Annotated in this window: 8 protein-coding genes; 4 read left to right on the top strand and 4 right to left on the bottom strand. The window is 45.3% G+C overall.

Going from position 1 to position 18692, the window contains the following annotated elements; genetic code table 11:
• Positions 1–136 precede the first annotated feature (136 nt).
• Positions 137–1225 carry an HMA2 domain-containing protein gene (locus H6F56_RS22075; RefSeq protein ID WP_190672889.1) on the bottom strand — a complete coding sequence of 363 codons (1089 nt, stop codon included), beginning with the start codon at positions 1223–1225 and terminating at the stop codon, positions 137–139.
• A gap of 1850 nt (positions 1226–3075) precedes the next feature.
• On the opposite strand from H6F56_RS22075, the gene H6F56_RS22070 reads away from it, so the two are divergent.
• The 3 genes from H6F56_RS22070 to H6F56_RS22060 all read left to right on the top strand — a co-directional run bounded on the left by H6F56_RS22070 (position 3076) and on the right by H6F56_RS22060 (position 8338).
• On the top strand, positions 3076–3984 hold the full coding sequence (locus H6F56_RS22070) for a phosphate/phosphite/phosphonate ABC transporter substrate-binding protein (protein WP_190672886.1): 909 nt from the start codon (positions 3076–3078) through the stop codon (positions 3982–3984).
• A 13-nt stretch (positions 3985–3997) separates the two neighbouring features.
• Positions 3998–6769: a response regulator gene (locus H6F56_RS22065; protein ID WP_190672883.1), complete on the top strand. Its 2772-nt coding sequence runs from the start codon at positions 3998–4000 to the stop codon at positions 6767–6769.
• 165 nt (positions 6770–6934) lie between these two features.
• Positions 6935–8338: a response regulator gene (locus tag H6F56_RS22060; protein ID WP_190673258.1), complete on the top strand. Its 1404-nt coding sequence runs from the start codon at positions 6935–6937 to the stop codon at positions 8336–8338.
• 23 nt (positions 8339–8361) lie between these two features.
• On the opposite strand, the gene H6F56_RS22055 is transcribed toward H6F56_RS22060, so the two are convergent.
• Positions 8362–10842, bottom strand: a complete 2481-nt coding sequence (locus H6F56_RS22055) for a WD40 repeat domain-containing protein (protein ID WP_190672879.1) — start codon at positions 10840–10842, stop codon at positions 8362–8364.
• Between the two features lie 1043 nt (positions 10843–11885).
• Between H6F56_RS22055 and H6F56_RS22050 the strand changes: the two genes are divergently transcribed.
• On the top strand, positions 11886–12446 hold the full coding sequence (locus H6F56_RS22050) for a Fur family transcriptional regulator (RefSeq protein ID WP_190672876.1): 561 nt from the start codon (positions 11886–11888) through the stop codon (positions 12444–12446).
• Positions 12447–12684: 238 nt separating this feature from the next.
• Here the strand turns inward: H6F56_RS22050 and H6F56_RS22045 are convergent, their stop codons facing one another.
• Both H6F56_RS22045 and H6F56_RS22040 read right to left on the bottom strand, forming a co-directional pair.
• Complete coding sequence (locus H6F56_RS22045; RefSeq protein ID WP_190672873.1) at positions 12685–17289, bottom strand: Calx-beta domain-containing protein; 4605 nt, start codon at positions 17287–17289, stop codon at positions 12685–12687.
• A gap of 151 nt (positions 17290–17440) precedes the next feature.
• Positions 17441–18568, bottom strand: a complete 1128-nt coding sequence (locus tag H6F56_RS22040) for a CHAT domain-containing protein (RefSeq protein ID WP_309236612.1) — start codon at positions 18566–18568, stop codon at positions 17441–17443.
• Between the last annotated feature and the right edge of the window lie 124 nt (positions 18569–18692).

The following is an 18692-nucleotide window of genomic DNA, read 5'->3' as shown; positions in this document are numbered from 1 at the left end:
AATCTTAGAGCTTTCGTATAAAGAGTAAAAATTTATACTTTAGGCTTTTTAATTTAGCTTTAACCTTACTAGCCTCAATCCTCCGTAAGGTTAAAACTTGAAAGCGCCTCGTATTTCCTAGTGAGTAATCTTTTTTTTAGTAAAGATTAGCCAAGAAGGCAAGGGAGGCTTTGAGCGCCGGCGGCTTGTAGCTATCCCAAAAACTAGGTTTTTTACGTGTCGCTGATGTATCCGTTAATACTAATTTTTTAAGTATTTTCACGGAGACAGGACTAACTGCCATTGAGCGGGGCGGTAATGTTTGAACTCGCCCGTTTGACACTGCGAGTGCCGGTTCGGGTGCCGGCTGGGGGGAGTGCTGAACTCGCCCGTTATAAGGCACAGCAGCATTCGCCATTTCCGATGCCGGCTCTGGGACAGAGGTGCTGTCTTCTGCCGGTTGGGGAATCTTCGGCAATCCCGCAACCTTTGCTTGCTCAATCAGCGCTTCTAGACGCGATTGCATTTGCAAAAGAGATACCGAGCCGGCTTTGTAGCTCACAATCAGTGATGCTGTTGTCTGATTCACCCGCACGCCGGTGACACCGGCAGCCGATTCAATCAAGCGCTCGATCCGCCGAGTGTAAACAGCATCATCCGCCAGCCGGGGAACGTGAAAGCGCAACCGTCCTGGAACTGCATGAACGAGCCGGTGTTGAATTTCTGAGGTTGGATTTTGGGTGGAAGACTCAGCGATGAGTGGTTGCTGGATCAATCCTGTGATCCCCTGTTCATCAATCACCTGACGGGTTGTGCCGGCAGCGATCAGATACAAAGGAATTGCCGGCAAACCTTGGATTCCCAAGCGTTGCGTGATTAACATCCCCACGATTAACGGGATCGCAGAATCCAGTTGTGTGGCTGAAAGAGCGGCTGAGACTGGCTCCCAGAGTTCCGGCAGGGGCAAGTCTTCCGATGGGGAAGGAGCCACTGAAACGCCTTTTTGCTTTAGCATCCCCAGCAATTGTTGCAACGGCAGCCGATTCTCGTCAAAAGTGGCGAGTAAACTCCCCGTTTGCAGATTGATATTAACTTTGTATATTCCTTCTTGTTGCCGCAGCCGTTGCGCTACCGTTTCAAGTGCCGACTCCGATGCGCTACCTACAGCACGAAGCCGCAAGCGCCCTGGAATTGCGTGCACAATTTGTAGCCCCGTTTGCGGGCATTGCACATTTAATTCAGTCATTCAATTGTCTCCGATTTCGTTCCCTATACAAACGTGCCCATTTCTGGCGTTTGTACAACTTTTCAGCACGAGCGTTGCATTATGGGAGGGCTTTTGCGCCTCCTATCCCATCAACGCTTCATACGCACAACGCTTATCCCAATGCTGCGGCGCAAAAAGTAACCGAAATATTTTGAAGTGTTTGTGGCGTGTGACACCAGCACAGATACGTGTGACATTAAGAGTTGCCCCCCCTTACCCCAGGCTAGAGATTAAGAGATGAAAGCAGCCTCCCCATACTGGAATTACCGTTGTTGCAAGTCTGTCTGTACTAAGTTCTAGGAGACATCCTCGACTGGCGGCTTACCCCCCCCTCTCTATCCGAATCATGGCGCTTGTTATGTGCGACGCCACCGGCTACGGATTTCAGGGAAACAGCAGGTTAAGCTTGTGGTTAATACTAGGTTAACATAACACGATTTTTGGATTAAGACACGGATTTAAGAAAATTTTCTTTACTTGCCTTTAAATCGCGCTCTCGTTCAAAGCTGCCTCTTCGGTTGAAGATTAGCTGTGGTAGGATTGACAGCTTTTTTGGCGACTTTTAAAACCAGATCTTCGATTATACATAGAGAATTTATTGAGCGCAAGTGGCAAAACTGAAGAGTTATTAAGAGAGATCGAGCTGAGCGGTCCTTCGCTGAAATTTAGCAAAATGTTTTAAGTGAATCTGCTGAAAATCTGTTAGAGTTACTTAAAATATAGGGTTTTACCTCAGTGCTAATCCCTGATTACTTGCGATGCAATTGCCTAAATTTTTCCTTGCTTAGGCACGCATTATACGCCCTGAACTCCTTGCCGGCAGAGATGCTGGGGTAAAAGTCGCAATAACTTTTAATTCATTTGTCGCGCCTCGCTTTGGTAAGATTGTCAGGAATAGATGACAAACGATAAAATCCCAAGTAATGGCTCACTGTGAACATTTTGAAAAGTAGAGAAATTTTAAAATCAATTCTCATATTTTATAGATAGAAAAACTTGACAAGGAATCGGTAGCTTCTCTATTTTGCAAATCGATTTCTTGTAAGACAGTGGGATAGGCGACAGGAGCTATCACCCTTATGCCGGCAAACCAAGCAGATAAGACGCCGGCTCCACAAACCTCCACAAACAATTAATCTTTTTCCAAAAGTGGGATACTTCCAAGCAATCTCGCTGAGTAGTTTAAACTTTTGTTCTCGGCAATCTTACTTGCCAAGGGTTCGATAGAGTTACTCAGATAAAACTTATTAGATTAAAGCTAAATTGTTACGAATGACTCATTACTATAACTTTAAATCATTTTTTGCTAATTTTTTTTCTCAAGCCGATGCTGATAAAAGAATTGATGAAAAAGTTGTAGATGTTTAAATAATTCTATTTTTCATAAAGAGTATTTAAGCTTATGTCATAGTATTAAGTTTTATTTAAGCTTGAATTAAGAGGTGGGTAAATGATATTATTCTAAGTATATTTACCGCTGATTGAGACTGCGTTATTTATTATAATTGAATAGTTTTAGCAGTTAATCAACTGTAGCCCTTTGTGATCATCAAGTCAAGCTAATTAAACTAAAGCCCTAACGTAGGTTCGTTTGAGAAACAAAACTTTACAAGCGCAAGGTGCATCCCATTTTGGTCAATTTGCCCGCTGTCTGTCATCTCAAGGAGCAAGATGCTCCCACTCCTAATATTTTTGCAAATGTGGGATGCACCAGGCCAACTCTTGTTCAAACTCTATAAATGCAACCTAAAACTTAATAAATTTTAACGACTTTTTCATAAAACCTTATTAAGTGTAAACCATCAATTACAGACAGGCTGTACAAATAAATGAAACGACGTAATTTTGTCAGTTACTCATTATTATTTCTCACAGGATGCACAACATCCAAGTTAGCCGAAACCCAACGTTCAAAAAGCAGCGTTCAGGAAACAGCCATCCAGGCTGAGAATGAACTGGCAACCATCAATATGGCACTCATTCCCTGGCAGGTTTCCGTAGAACAGGAAGAGAAATTAAAGCCCTTGACTGACTACCTCACACAAAAACTTAACCGGCCATTCAAATTTCAAATAGCGCCAAATTACAAAACAGCGGTTGATTTACTCGTAGAGGGAAAAGTTGAACTCGCCTACCTCGGTGCAAGCACATATATCGAGGCGCGTCTTCGCGATCCCAATGTTGAGCCACTTGCCGCTCCTATTAACAAACACACAGGACGACCTTGGTACACAGCCGTAATTATTGCTAACAGCGCTCAGGGAATTAAAACTATTGCAGATTTGAAAGGCAAACGATTTGCCTTTGTGAACAAATTATCAACATCAGGCTATATTGTACCAATGGCTCACTTCCTAGACAATGGTATTGATCCCGAAGGCGAGTTTGCTGAAGTCATTTTTGCGGGTAGCCATGACAAGGCAAAAGCGATGCTTCTAGAGGGGAAAGTGGATGCGATTGCCGAGGATAGGCAGTCATACACGGAACAACAAAAAGAAGGAAGCTTCGATCCTGAAAAGTACAAAATTATTTGGGAATCCACCCCAATTCCTAGCTTGCCAATAGTAGCTTCTAGTAAGCTTTCACCTGAATTAAAAAATACTTTAAAAAAGGCACTTATCGACGCCCCAGATGGACTTGTAGATCCTACCGGGGCTGTGGGTGCTGGATACACGTCTGTAGAGGATTCTGACTACGACATTATCCGAAAGCTCCAAAAGCGCATTAACACGAAGTGAAATTAAGTGAAAGATGAAAATAACAACTAAGTGTATTGGTTCTTCGGCAATTGTAGTCAGCCTGGTTGCTTTTTTGTTAATTGGTGGTGATATTTTCATTAGACAAGCCGAAGAAAGCGCACAAGCAAGCCGAGCAAGAACCACTCAAGCTTTAAATGCGATTCTTCAGCTCAACGCATCTTTGAGTGACCAAGTAAAGGCGCTCAAGGATCTGATTCTCTTGAGCCGTGATGCTGCGAACGTGGGGGCATACAAGCAAGCTTTGTCTGAATTCACAAAAGCACTGGATAAACTAGAAAATATAATGCCCCAGGCCGCTTCAGAAGTGCAACTGGTTCGCCGCCGGCACAAGTTTCTCTTAGATTTAGCTAACGGACTTATCGAGAGACCGCCTTCTGAAAAACCGCTTGGCCTCACTCAATCACAGCAGGACTTTAGAACGATCAATTCTTTTGAAAAAGATATTAACCTATATTTAGATTTCTTAGCTGATCAGCTTCTAGAACAAGATGCTCTAGAAGAGGAAGAATTCGACCAATTCAAGCAAACAACTCGCTCCCGAAGACAAATTATTATTGTAATTATTCTTTTAATTTTTATCGCTCAGCTAGTATTGATATTACTGCCGGTTATTCGTTCAATTCAACAGCTTCAACTAGGAGCAGCACAAATTGGCACCGGCAATTTAGATTATCGCTTAGATATTCAGACAAAAGATGAGGTTGAACAGCTAGCGAATGCCTTCAACCAAATGGCGGTAACGCTTACGGAATCTTATGGCTCATTGGAACTAAAAAAAGAAGCTGCGGATGCTGCAAACCGAGCAAAAAGTGAGTTTTTGGCTAATATGAGCCACGAATTGCGAACGCCTCTCAACGGCATTTTGGGTTATGCTCAAATTCTCCAACGCAGTAAAAATTTAACAGGCAAACAACGCGATGGCGTAGATATTATTTATCAGTGCGGTTCACACTTACTCACCCTGATCAATGACATTTTAGACTTGTCGAAAATTGAAGCGCGGAAAATGGAACTGGACAACAGCGATTTCCATTTTCCGTCCTTCTTACAAGGAGTGGAAGAAATTTGCCGGATCAGAGCTGAACAAAAAGAGATTGCCTTTGTTTATCAACCTACAACCACACTGCCAACTGCCATCCACGCTGATGAAAAACGGTTACGACAAGTTTTAATTAACTTACTGGGCAATGCTATCAAGTTTACAAATATAGGGGGAGTGAATTTTCAAGTTAGTGTTATTGAGCGTTACCCCTCAGTTATCGATTCAGAAAACAAAACGCCTGATTTATTAGAAGATAATAAAAAACAAAAAACAAATTATAAAATTCGTTTTCAAATTACCGACACCGGCCTTGGCATGAGTCCAGAGCAATTAGAAAATATATTTTTGCCTTTTGAACAAGTGGGGGACACCAAAAAGCAAGCAGAAGGCACCGGCTTGGGTTTAGCAATTAGCCAAAAGATTGTTCAGATGATGGACAGTAGCATTCAAGTCCAAAGTGAGCTGGGGAAGGGAAGCGTTTTTTGGATAGATTTAGATTTGCCGGCTCTTACAAACTGGACAGAGACAGCCAAAGTAGCTGAAGAAGGAAAAATTATTAGCTTCGCCGGCAAAAAACGAAAAATTCTGGTAGTGGATGATAAATGGGAAAATCGATCAGTTATTGTCAATTTGCTAGAACCGATTGGGTTTGAAGTAGCAGAGGCAAGCAATGGTGAGGAAGGATTAGAAAAAGCGCTGCAATTTCAGCCTGATTTGATCATTACCGACTTAGTGATGCCGGTACTTGATGGGTTTGAAATGATGCGCCGGCTGCGAGTGTCTCCACAGCTTAAGGATTTGGTTGTGATTGTTTCATCTGCAAGCGTGTTTGCTAAAGATCAGCACAAAAGTTTAGAAGCCGGTGGCAATGATTTTATTCCCAAGCCAATTCAAGCGGAGCAGTTACTTCAGAAATTACAAAAGTATTTACAAATTGAATGGATTTATGAGACCTTCCAAAAACAGCCGGCGCAACAGCAAGAAATAACTTCCTCCAACAACTTTACACCCAATGTTTGCTCAGTCCCTGAAGCAGAAATTACCGGCATCACCGGCAGCAAGCGAAAAATTCTCATCGTAGATGATCAATGGAAAAATCGCTCGGTTATTACCAATTTGCTAGAACCCATTGGGTTTGAAATCGCAGAAGCCGGTAACGGTCAAGAAGGGTTAGACAAAGCGGCTCAGTTTCAGCCTGATGTAATTATCACCGATTTAGCGATGCCGGGGATGGATGGATTGGAATTAACCCAGCAAATTCGCCGAGTTTCACATCTGAAGGATGCGGTGATTATTGTTTCATCTGCCAGCGTCTTGAAAACTGACCAGCATCAAAGTTTAGAAGCCGGCGCTAATGATTTTCTGGCAAAGCCGGTACAGGCAAAGGATTTGTTAGAAAAGTTACAGCGCCATTTAGGACAGGAATTGTTTTATAAAGAATTAAGGGTTCCCGCTCAGGTGGTTGATGCGAATTGTAAAGAAGTATTGACAAAAACTAAATTGATTTCCCCCTCACCTGAGCAAATAGAAACTTTGTTTCAGCTAGCAGTGCGAGGTAATATGAAAGGGGTTCTCAAGGAGGCCGCTTTGCTAGAACAGTCGGATGAAAAATTTCTCCCCTTTCTGGCTCAGGTACGCCTATATGCGAAAAATTTTCAGGAGCAAGAGCTAAGTGAATTTCTCAGTCAGTACAGAGATGAAAAGATACAAGTGTCTAACTAATTGGGAACTTTCCTCTCCTTGCAAATAATCTCTGATTAAATTAAAGTAAGGGTTAACGTAAAAAAGTAGATAAACTCACACGCTTAAAAATTTTGCTTTCAAAAGCTGGCAAAAAATGAAAGAGATAGTTCTATGATTCTTAGCAATTTTGCCTCTATAGCTGATATGAGCAATGAATCCAGCCAAGAAACCGGAATTGTACTGATCGTTGATGATAATCCAGCAAATTTAGGCGTACTTTCCGATTTTCTAGATGAAGCCGGCTTTGAAGTCTGGGTGGCGCGAGATGGCGAAAGCGCACTTCGGAAAGTAGAATATGATCCGCCCGATATCATCTTGTTAGATGTGATGATGCCGGGAATTGATGGATTTGAAACCTGCCGCCGGCTGCAATCTTCTCCATCAACTAAAGACATCCCCGTAATTTTTATGACGGCTCTTTCAGATACAGTAGATAAGGTCAAAGGGCTTTCTCTAGGGGCAGTCGATTACATCACCAAGCCGCTTCAGCAGGAAGAAGTGCTAGCCAGAGTGAGGCTGCACCTGAAACTGCGAAACATGACCAAAACACTAGCCGCGCAAAACGCACAACTCATTCGGGAAGTAGAAGCGCGTGCGGCAGCAGAAGTTGCCCTAATTGAACTGACACAGCAGTTAGAACAACGGGTAGACGAACGGACGCTTGAACTGAAAAATGCGTTGCAAAACCTTCAAAAAACACAAATCCAGCTCATTCAAAGTGAGAAACTTGCAACACTCGGTCAGTTGTTAGCCGGTGTGGCTCATGAAATCAATAACCCTGTTAGCTCGATTTCTGGCAATCTCTCACACATGGTAACTGCGAGTACAGACTTAATTAATCACTTGCAACTCTATCAGCAGCATTACCCAAATTCATTGCCAAAAATTGAAGAACACGCAGAGAGTATTGAGTTAGAGTATATAGTAGAAGACATTCCTCAAATCCTCAATTCAATGAAGTTTGGGACTGAGCGTATCCGTTGTTTAAGTGTGTCCTTACGAAACTTTTACCGAACGGATACCTCATCTAAGGTGCCGGTAAATATTCACGAAGGGTTAGACAGTACCCTGTTAATTTTGCAACACCGGCTTAAAGCCAGCAGCAATCACCCAGCGATTGAAGTCATTAAAGAATATGGCAACTTGCCGGCAGTGAACTGCTACCCCGGCCAGCTCAATCAAGTGTTTATGAATCTTCTCGCCAATGCGATTGATGCCTTGGAAGAAGCAGTAGTTAACGGCCAACTTTCAGTCATTGAAGGAACTGCAAAGAACACCCCGACGATTTGGATTTCCACAGAAGTTTTAGAAGGAAACTATGTCGATATTCGGGTAAAAGACAATGCTGCCGGCATCAATCAAGAAACTCAAAAGCATCTATTTGAGCCAATGTTTACCACCAAACCTGTTGGCAAAGGCACCGGCTTGGGTTTGTCTATTAGTCGTGAAATTGTCGAAGAAAAACATGGAGGCCGGCTCAAATGTATTTCATCACCCGGACAGGGAACACAATTTGTGCTAGAAATTCCTATCCATCAGTCAGAATAATTGTTACAACTCAGTCGTTTTAACTAAACGATTGTCCTCCAAATTTTAATGGTTTTATCCGCACCGGCACTCACCAGTGTTTCCCCATCAGGAGCAATCGCCACCGAATAAACCGCTCCCGAATGACCGCTAAGTGTATGGCATTCTTGGCCGGTTTGTAAATTCCAAATTTTAATGGTTTTATCCGCACCGGCACTCACCAACGTCTCCCCATCAGGAGCAATCGCCACCGAATAAACCGCTCCCGAATGACCGCTAAGTGTGCGTAATAGCTTGCCGGTTTGCAAATTCCAAACCTTAATCGTTTTATCTGCGCCGGCACTCACCAACGTCTCCCCATCTGGTGCAATTACCACTGAATAAACCGACGCTGAATGACCTCTAAGGGTATGGCGCAACTGTTCAGTTTTCGGGTGCCAAATTTTAATCGTTTTATCTGCGCTCGCACTCACCAGCGTCTCGCCATCAGAACTAATTGCTATAGAATAAACCCATTCTTTATGGCCGAATAAAGTTCGCACCGGCTCCCCGGTTTGTAGGTTCCAAATTTTGATTTTGTGAGAGCCGCTGGCTAAAGTTTGACCATCCGGACTAAGCGCGAGAGCGTGAATTGACTTTTTATGCCCGAAAAGAGTGCGAAGCAATTTGCCGGAGTGCAGATCCCAGATATAAATATGACTTCTCTGCTCAGTTTTATCACTGCTGGCGAGAATTTTACCGTCTGGACTGATGCTGAGGGCCAACACTTGGCCGGCATGACTTGTAAACTGATAAGTCTGCTGGCCGGTTTTTAGATGCCAAAGTCCAATTACATTTTTCTCAACCCCACCGCTAAACACTTGACCATCCGGACTGATAGCGACGCCGGTGGGCCGGCCCGAAACCCCGCTGACGCTGTGCGACAGAACAAGTTTTTCCAGGTTGAATTTCCCCCCTAAGCTTGCCATGCCGCTCAGCAGGCTCTCCACTTGGGCAACCGCCAGATCATCCCCCAAAGCCTGCAAACATTCCTTCAGCTGCTCTAAATACTCCCGATCTTCTTTCGCCACAGCAGACTTCATCGCCTCTAAGGCTTTCACGCCTGCCGGCTGAGGTAGCTGGCGCTGTTCCAACCAAGACGTTAAGGAATATTCCACTTGCTCCTTCGCCCAAGATTTATCTGGCAATTGCGTGAGACTTTTCGCTAATTTCATCGCCATTTCTGGCACCCAATAAGGGCGCTCGTTCGCCAACGTTTTCAAGACATCCTGATAGCTAGAAACAGCAGATTGCATTACCTGTTTCACCAGTTGTTGGTTAGCGGCTTGTTGAAAGACATGGGGCAACAGTTCAGGCAATCGCGGGAAAACGTCATGATAAACTAAATGGTGAACATCTGCCATCCAGCCGGCAACTAAACAGTGACAACTGGTTAATAGCTGACTAAGCGCTTCAAAATCTTTTCTATTAATTTGATAAGCAAACGATAGTTCGCTCACATCTATGCCCGCTTGTTTTAATTGTTCTTCCTCTTCTAGAATTTTTAAGTTAATTGCATTATTTCCACCCAATTGCTCGATCTCTGCAAAAGTTTTTCCCATCGCCAGCAGTTTATCGTGCGTTGCTTTCCACTTCAAAGCACGCGTTTTTGCTGACTCATAAATTAGATGCCGGTAAGGAAGCTTAACAATCGTTTCATAACAGTAATTGTCTTGCGATAAGCCCCAATAAGCCATGCGAAAATTTAAAGAATCTCCCTCAATATCTGACTCCAGAATTAAAGTTGGTTCAGATTTAAGCATCCCAAACACTGCTTTGATGCTAGATTCACCTTGAAACCGCCGGCTGTCCCAAGCACCACCTAAAAATTCTGTCGGTCTAATTTGGCTGTGTAGCGGATAATATTCGCTGAGAAATTCTCGCAGTCCTTGGGCTAAATTTGGCTCAATATCGGGAATCACCGGCCCTTGCCCCAATTGATCCTCAAACGTTGCCGTTAGTCTTTCTAAGTTGGGAGGCGCGACAATAATTCGTAACGGAATCGGGCCGCTGCCGGTGTGGGATTTGAGAATTTGCGAAGGCAGCAATCGTAGAGGCCAGCTATCGAGAATTTTCTCAACTTCAGGCAATCTGAGGGCAATCTCTCGTCTTTCGTTTGCCAGTTGGATTTGTGTCTCGCGGTTGTAAGTTGCTAGCTGCTGCTGAAACGCTTTTTCTTGCGCGAAACGCCACTGCTGATACTCCCGGCTGTTTTGCTGAATTGCCCAGCTAACACTCTGGATAAATTCTTGAATTTCTCCACTATATTCAAGCCCCAGTTTCGCTAGATTTTTCTGAAAAATTTGCCCATTTTTGTCTTCCGTATGGGAATCATTTCCTAGATATTCCAGCATGAGCTGCGCTTGCCGGTGTTTCTCATCCAGTTCAATATGGATAGTGCTTAACGGTTGTCCGTTTCTCATATACATTAAAGTATTAAAAATAGGCACCGCATATTCGATGAGTAATTTAATCCATTGCTCCATAACTACCTTTATAATGAGTAATCGGCTTTCGTGGCGTTGCTAAATTGCCTTAAGATTTGGTTAAAGCGTTGGTGCCGGCACCTTACCCTGTAATTTTAGTGCCAGCCCAAACAGATATACTAATCCTAAACGTGTAAACAGCGCAGTCAGCCAGATTACGCTGCCGCAGTCTGTTGTCTGCGAATTCGTTACACATTATTTTGTACCCTCTTCATCGCAAACAATTTCTTGTGTCAATTGTTCTGAAGTCGCCGCAATTGGGTATTTAGAATATTTCACGCACCATTCACCGAAAAGTTGACACCCTGAAAAGTTGAGGAAGCGTTTAGCCGGCTCATCCTTTAACCTAAACCCTCTTCACCCCTATCCGCTTGGTTTCACTGCAAGCTTTGTTGACAAAGTTAGGCATTTTCGGCAATTTATTGCAAGTATTTAGCAATTAAATACAATCTATCCGCTGAACTTATTGCTAGTTTCCCTAAGTGATCAATTTTTATATTAAAGACAAGAAATGCATTACTGTCTATAAGTCAAGCAATTATTACAAATATTTGCGTCAGTATCAATAGGCTTCAACCTCTGTGTTTTCCTGTGACATGGACAGATGAAGCCACACTGATGATTTTGGGTTATTTAGGTTCTGTAGATGCTCTGGGCAAAACCCTGTTTCGAGTTCAACCCGTTTCAATTGAATGCTGAACACCTGTTAAACTCAGCCGGCAGCCCTCTGATCTGGTTCACCAAGTCCAAGAACTCCATTGTGTGGCATCAACTCTAGCTGAATGGAACACAAGCCAATATGCGTACGTCATGACATTTTGCTGAATCTCCACACAGCAGTGCTTCTCAGCCCCCAGTTGTGTCCCCTTAAAACTTCAGCCTCTTTCCATCACCCAGCAACACAGCACCCGCCGGCCCCCTCAATGACAAGTTGCTGAGCCAACTAAGTAATGCGAAGCATTATCAATTAGCCTCTTTTCTTGAAAATTAGACGTAAAAATCGCTATGATTTTCAATAAAGAGACCTATTTGGGAAGATAGTTATGGCTCTCTACACAGCAACTTCACTAAAATCCGAACTCAATTCGAGGGGCTGGCGTCTGACGCCCCAGCGAGAGACAATTTTGCACGTCTTTCAAAATCTTCCCAGGGGCAACCACCTGAGTGCGGAGGATCTCTACAATCTACTGCAACGTCGTGGGGAAGCAATTAGCCTGTCCACCATCTACCGGACGCTGAAGTTGATGGCACGGATGGGGCTTTTGCGGGAACTGGAGCTTGCTGAAGGCCATAAACACTATGAACTCAATCAGCCGTATCCGCATCACCACCATCATTTGGTGTGCATTCAGTGCAATAAAACGATTGAATTCAAAAATGACACGATTTTAAAAAGTGGCTTAAAACAAGCAGAAAAATCCGGCTTGCAGATGATTGACTGTCAGCTAACCATTCATACCATTTGTCCGGAAGCATTGCGCCAGGGATGGCCTTCTTTGCTGCCGAGTAATTGGTCCTGCCCACGCTCTCAAATGGAAGCACATCCCTGGGATGAAAGCGAACTCCACGCCCATGAACTCCACGCGGAAGAGGTCGCCCACTAAACGGCTAAGCTGCCACTCCATTAAGTTTGTCTGCGCGGATTGAGGGGGAGAGACTGTTGTAGGGGCGCAATAGCGTGTGCGCCCTCTTCAATGGAGAGAGAGGACAAATCTGCCGATTTTGAGGGGTTTGCCGGCAACCTGAATTAGATGCACGTTCACGTAGCAAAAGTAGCGATGAGAGGCTATGTTCGCAGTGCAAGTTGGGAAAAAATATTAAATAGGATGGCAAGCGTTCAGCTCAAACAAAATTACCCGCACTTAAACTGCCGACACTTACCCCTTGCAAAATTGCTAAATATTCATTGGTCACTATATCTTTAACCAAAGTATCAAAGGCATAATCGCCACTGCCTTGAAAAATGTGCAACCGTTGAAATGTCAAAGGGCCGGTTAAGAAAATTATATCTTGATCATTGATAAAATCAGTGATAATATCTGCTCGCTCAATTGTAGGCTCGCCACCTTCTAAACTGATAGCAAACGCATCATTGCCTAGGCCACCTGTGAGCGTATTCACGCCGGCATCCCCACTGAGAAAATCATTTCCCCCTTCCCCCGATAACCAATCATTGCCGCTGCCACCGCGCACCCGATCACTTCCTAAATCGGCATAGACAAAATCGTCACCGGCACCTCCCTCAATCATATCCACACCGTCTCCACCAAACAGGCGATCATTTCCATCTGTGCCGGCAATTCCGTCACTACCACTGCCGCCGTAGATGATATCATCGTCCTCATTGCCCTTGAGCAAATCGTTGCCGGCGCGTCCGTATAGTACGTCTTTTCTGGTTGACCCTGTGAGGTTATCGTCCTTCTCCATCCCAGCTTCTTTTGCACTTTCTAAGAGGTTTTTAACGAGTCCAGGATTGTCGTTATCGCTAATATTAATAGTAAGATTGTGAGACAACAAATTATAATTTTTATCAAGACTGTTTGCAGTGTATTTAAGAATGCTGTTGTGAAAGTTTTCTACGACAGCATCCTCAACTGCAGCCACCGTCACTGTTTGCCCGATATTCCAATTTTCTGGGTTAAAAGTGAGGGTTTGAACGTTAGGTTTAACTTGAGAGCCGGCAGTAATAGTCAGCGTCACCTCGGCAGTAGGACGGCTTTCTAAGACGACTTTATAGACATCCTCGCCGAACCCTTCAAGCACCTCCACACTACCTGCTGGCGGGATGATACGAATCCCGGCAGTGCCGGCAGGCGAGGTAAAATCGTTATCCGTCACAGTTACAGTAACATCTGAAATGGTGAGGCCATTGTAATCAACATCGCTACTACTGACATTGTGGCGAAGGATACTGGTGTGGCTTCCTTTTATTTGTTGTTCGTCATCTACTGCCGCAACATTCACGGTTTGCGGCACATTCCAATTGTCAGGAGTAAAGGTTAAGGATGGCGTCGCTGTCGTTTGATTATCTGTAACGACATTAATCGTAACATCGGCTTTAGGTGGAGTTGTTAAAACTACAGAATAACTATTAAGATTGCCGCCTTCAGTCACATCCGGACTGCTGCCGGTTGGCAAAATAGAAATCGCCGGCCTGTCCTTATCAGTGATAGTGGCAACCAGATCAGGAAGCGTTAAATTGCTGTAGTTGAGATCGTCACTGGTGATAGTGTGAGTGATGGTGCCGGTGTGGTTGCCTTCTTCCACCAAATAGTCTATCGCTTCAAGGTTGATGCTTTGGGGAACCTGCCAATTTTCAGGAGTAAACGTTAGGGAATTTGTAGAAATATTCAGTTGAGAATCTGCAAATAAATTTAGGGTAACAATAGTAGTCGGTTGAGTCGTTAAAACGACCGTGTAACTATCAGAGCTTCCCCCTTCTGTGAGATTGGTGCTGCTTCCAGATTCTGTAATTAAAACACGAGCGCTGTCATTGTCGAGGTTGGTGATAGAGATATCTTCAGGATTGAACGCATTATATTTCGGATCAGCACTGGTTGCCGGCTCGGTGACAATTGTAGAGACGGTATTTCCATCAGCAATAGCATCATCAACTCCCGCTATTGTTACTATTTGGGGGAGGTTCCAGTTTTCAGAGGTGAAAGTGAGAGTGGTGGGGGAGACAGTGGTTTCCCTGGCGTCGAAACTGGTGAGAGTGAAGGTAACACCGGCAGTGGGTTGGCTATTGAGAACAACGCTAAACGTTGCACCATCACCGGCTTCAGATGTATTGCCCGATATCGCAGAAACCGTGATGCCGGCAGCATCATTATCTGTGATCGTCGCAATGCCTTGAATATCGGCAATGGCAGTGTTGCTAGGGTTGGAAAGGTTAACAAAAAACGTTTCACTCGCTTCCACGACAAAGTCGTCGGTGACGGCAACCGTGAGCGTTTTTTCCGTTTCTCCGCGTGCAAAAGTTACATTGCCAGAAGCGGCGGTGTAATCTTCTCCTGCAATGGCAGTGCCGTTGGCGGTAGTCCAGTTGGCGGTAACAATTTGGTTGCTGGCGGCGGAGAGGTTGACAGTAAAGGTGGCATTAACAGTGTCGGTATTTCCTTCGGTGAGCGTTACGTCGCTGATAGAGAGCGTGGGAATGACGTTAAGGGTAGTCGTGGCGGTGTTGTTACCGGCATTCCCATCGACGTAGCCGGCAGGAGGCGCAACAGAAGCCGTATTCGTGAGAGTGCCGGTGTTGGGATCTACCCTCCCGACAACATTGAGAGTCAGGTTTTCTCCGGCAGCTAAATTCAATCCTGTCCAAACGCCGGTTGTAGAGTCATACACACCGGCACTAGAGATATAGCTAGGGTTGAGTAGGCCGGCTGGGATAATATCAGTCAGGCTGAGACTGTTGAGCGTGTTAGGGCCGGCATTAGAAACCGTCAACATATAAGTAATCAGTTCACCGGAAACTGGGGTGGCTTTATCCACAGTTTGCGTGAGGGCAAGATCCGCAGCCGGGGTGACGGCGAGGGTAGTCGTGGCGACAATATTAGTGTTGCTGTGCGCTTGTCCGTCATCGACGACACATTGAATGGTTCGCGGGGTTGTGTTGCGTAAAGCGGCGGTGTTGTTGTAGGTTATGGAGCGTAAAACTTGTTGGTAATTAGCGATTGTGTCGTTACCGGCTAAGGTGAGAATGCCGGTGGCGCTGTCATAGGTTGCGGTGATCCCAGTACCGGCAGTATTGGCAGAAAGGGTTTCGGCGATGCCGTCGAGGGGGTTAGTAAGGGTGACACTTGCCCCTACCAGAGAAGGGTTGTTGTCAGTGAGGGTGGCAAGGTTAGCGATCGCAACCGCAGTACCGGCAGTGAAGTTGGTAGTGTAGTCGATGCCGGCATCCACCCCGTTGAGGTCGAGAGTAGGTCGTTGGTTGCCGAATATAACATAACTGCCGCCGGCGCTATTGTCTGTACCGTCGCCGGCACCCGTAGCACCCACAATCAAGTCATCAATGCTATCGCCGTTGATATCCCCCGCAGCACTGACACTGCCACCGGAAGCGTCACCGGCTTTCACACCGTGAAGGGCAAAACCGTTGCTGCCATCTAAGTCGGACAGGTTCAGCAACGGGGCAAATCCGTTTCTGCTGCCAAACACTACATAACTACTGCCGGCAGCATAGTGGCCGTTGGGGTTGGCTCCACCTGTACCCACAATTACGTCATCAATGCCATCGCCGTTGATATCCCCCGCAGCGCTGACACTTTCGCCCGGATAATTAAATTCACCAATTCCGGAGAATAATGCAAAGCCGTTGCTACCATCTAAGTCTGACAGGTTCAGCGACGGGGCAAATCTGTTTCTGCTACCAAACACTACATAATTGCCGCCAGAGCGGTTCGAGTTGGCGGTTGCCCCCACAATTAAGTCATCAATGCTATCGCCGTTGATATCCCCCGCAGCACTGACACTCTCGCCCAATAAGTCATAGTTATCAGCTCCGTGCAGGGCAAAGCCGTTGCTGCCGTCTAAGTCTGACAGGTTCAGCGTTGCAGCAAATCCGTTGCTGCTGCCAAACACCACATAGCTGCTGCCGACATCAAAGTTGCCGTTATAGTCAGCTCTCTTGGCTCCCACAACTAAGTCATCAATGCCGTCGCCGTTGATATCCCCCGCAGCGCTGACACTTTCGCCTGAATAGTCCCCTGCAGCAGAGCCGTATATCGCAAAGCCGTTGCTGCCGTCTAAGTCTGACAGGTTCAGCGTTGCTGCAAATCCGTTTCTGCTGCCAAACACCACATAACTGCTGCCGACATCGTAGTTACCGTTGATGTCGGCTTGATTAGCACCCACAATCAAGTCAGCAATGCCATCGCCGTTGATATCCCCCGCATTGCTGACCGAGATGCCCGAATGGTCCGATTGAGCAGCTCCGTGCAGGGCAAAGCCGTTGCTGCCGTCTAAGTCTGACAGGTTCAGCGACGCTGCAAATCCGTTCCTGCTGCCAAATACCACATAACTACTGCCGGCATAGAAGTTGCCATTAGGGTCAGCTCTATTGGCTCCCACAATTAAGTCATCAATGCCATCGCCGTTGATATCGCCGGCATTGCTGACCGAGTAGCCCGAAAAGTCCTCTACAGCAGCTCCGTATAGCGCAAAGCCGTTGCTGCCGTCTAAGTCTGACAGGTTCAGCGTTGCTGCAAATCCGTTTGTGCTGCCAAACACCACATAACTGCTGCCGACATCGAAGTTGCCGTTGGGGTCAGCGTGATAAGCTCCTACAATCACGTCATCAATGCCATCACCGTTGATATCGCCGGCATTGCTGACTGAAATGCCGGCTTTGTCTCCCACATTCCCCTTCAGCACAAAGCCTTTACTGCCATCCACATTCAACTCAGAGAGCAAGTCAGAGAGGTTGAAGAATGCTTTAGACATGGCTTTGCTGATGCTGTGCTGATGGAATAGTTTGGCAAATCGCCTGGAAGTGGCGCTTAATCTTGCCAATCTTACAACTACCGTGCTCTGCTGTCAGTAGGGGTACGCCCCTTCTCCGAAAATTTTTAACTAACAGATTCAGTGTTTTCTCTTACCAGGGATTCCCTACGAGAGTGAATCCCGCCCAGTAAAACGGATGGGAAAACATAGGCTCTTTAAAGTTTCCTGGTTGGGGAGGCAAGGCAATTTCTTCTCCAGAATTAAGCAACAATCGGTTCTGTTCTCTCCGCACCTCACCTTTGAGCATGGCAATTTGCGCTCGCCGCAATGCTTCAGCTTTAGTTGGAAACTCATTGAGGTGTTTGTAAAATTCACTCATCAACCCCAATGTGCCTTCATCGCTGACATACCATAGACTTGCTATCGCAGATTTAACCCCGGTTCGGACAGCGAGACCTGCAAATCCTAGCTCTACCTGTTCATCTCCCAGCGCTGTGCGGCAGGCGCTTAAAACTAACAGTTCAACAAGCGGATCATTCCATTTCAATTCTCGCAACTGATCAAAAGATAATTGGCTATCCCATAATTGAATGTAGGAATTTTTTGCTTCACCCGGTTGAAAATCAGCGTGAGTTGCAAAATGCAATATCTGGTAAAGTTTTGCCTGTCGGCGTGATTTTAGATTGTTAAAAGTAAAGTCGGGATTGAGTAATATCTCGCCCTGTCGCAGAGAAGTCACAGTTTTGATTTCCACCGGCACTGCCGGCAGTTCAGAGAATTCTTTAAATTCACTGATTCCCATTGCCAAAACTTGTGCTTCTTTCAAGCTGCTATAATTCATATGGGTTAAATTCACCGAAGGAATCAATCCCAGATTATATTTCTCTACCAAAAATTGCTCTCCATCATATAAAGCCGCCAACGGCAACGAGCGTAAACCCGCATCCATTGCAAACACAAGCGTGTCAATTTCCAGCGCTTGCAAATCGTGTTCTAAGGGAGCAACAATCCACTGATAAAGTTGAATAGCCGATTGCTTATAGTTCTGGTTTCGTCGTAGCAGGGGATTAGTGATTTCTTCTCGAAAAGTTTTAAGTTTCTGCAATAATATATCCCCTTTGGCAGCCGACACACTTTTGTGAATGGGTAAACCTTGCGGCGGCACTAAAATCAAGTCGAGCTGTTCCGGGCGGGAAAAGGTGTAAATATAGCGTTTCTCGAATAACAGAGGTACAGTAATGGGGAGCTGTTGAGGGTGTAAAGATGAAAGCCTACTCACTGGACTTGCGGGAAAAAATAATCCAAGTGTATGAGAATGAAGAAATATCGCAACGGGAATTGGCGAAACGATTTTGTGTAGCCAAAAGCTTCATTCAAAAGTTAATAAAACAGTAGAGAGAAAG

The organism is Microcoleus sp. FACHB-672, assembly GCF_014695725.1.
Taxonomy (GTDB): Bacteria; Cyanobacteriota; Cyanobacteriia; order Cyanobacteriales; family Oscillatoriaceae; genus FACHB-68.
Note: the sequence above shows the minus strand (reverse complement) of the source record. Positions and strands in the feature narration are given on the sequence as shown.

Excerpts from the sequence above, each read along its gene's own strand:
- H6F56_RS22050 (WP_190672876.1), top strand. The coding sequence starts at position 11,886 with ATGGCTCTCTACACAGCAACTTCACTAAAATCCGAACTCAATTCGAGG.
- H6F56_RS22075 (WP_190672889.1), bottom strand. The coding sequence starts at position 1,225 with ATGACTGAATTAAATGTGCAATGCCCGCAAACGGGGCTACAAATTGTG.
- H6F56_RS22070 (WP_190672886.1), top strand. The coding sequence starts at position 3,076 with ATGAAACGACGTAATTTTGTCAGTTACTCATTATTATTTCTCACAGGA.
- H6F56_RS22045 (WP_190672873.1), bottom strand. The coding sequence starts at position 17,289 with ATGTCTAAAGCATTCTTCAACCTCTCTGACTTGCTCTCTGAGTTGAAT.
- H6F56_RS22060 (WP_190673258.1), top strand. The coding sequence starts at position 6,935 with ATGAGCAATGAATCCAGCCAAGAAACCGGAATTGTACTGATCGTTGAT.
- H6F56_RS22065 (WP_190672883.1), top strand. The coding sequence starts at position 3,998 with ATGAAAATAACAACTAAGTGTATTGGTTCTTCGGCAATTGTAGTCAGC.
- H6F56_RS22055 (WP_190672879.1), bottom strand. The coding sequence starts at position 10,842 with ATGGAGCAATGGATTAAATTACTCATCGAATATGCGGTGCCTATTTTT.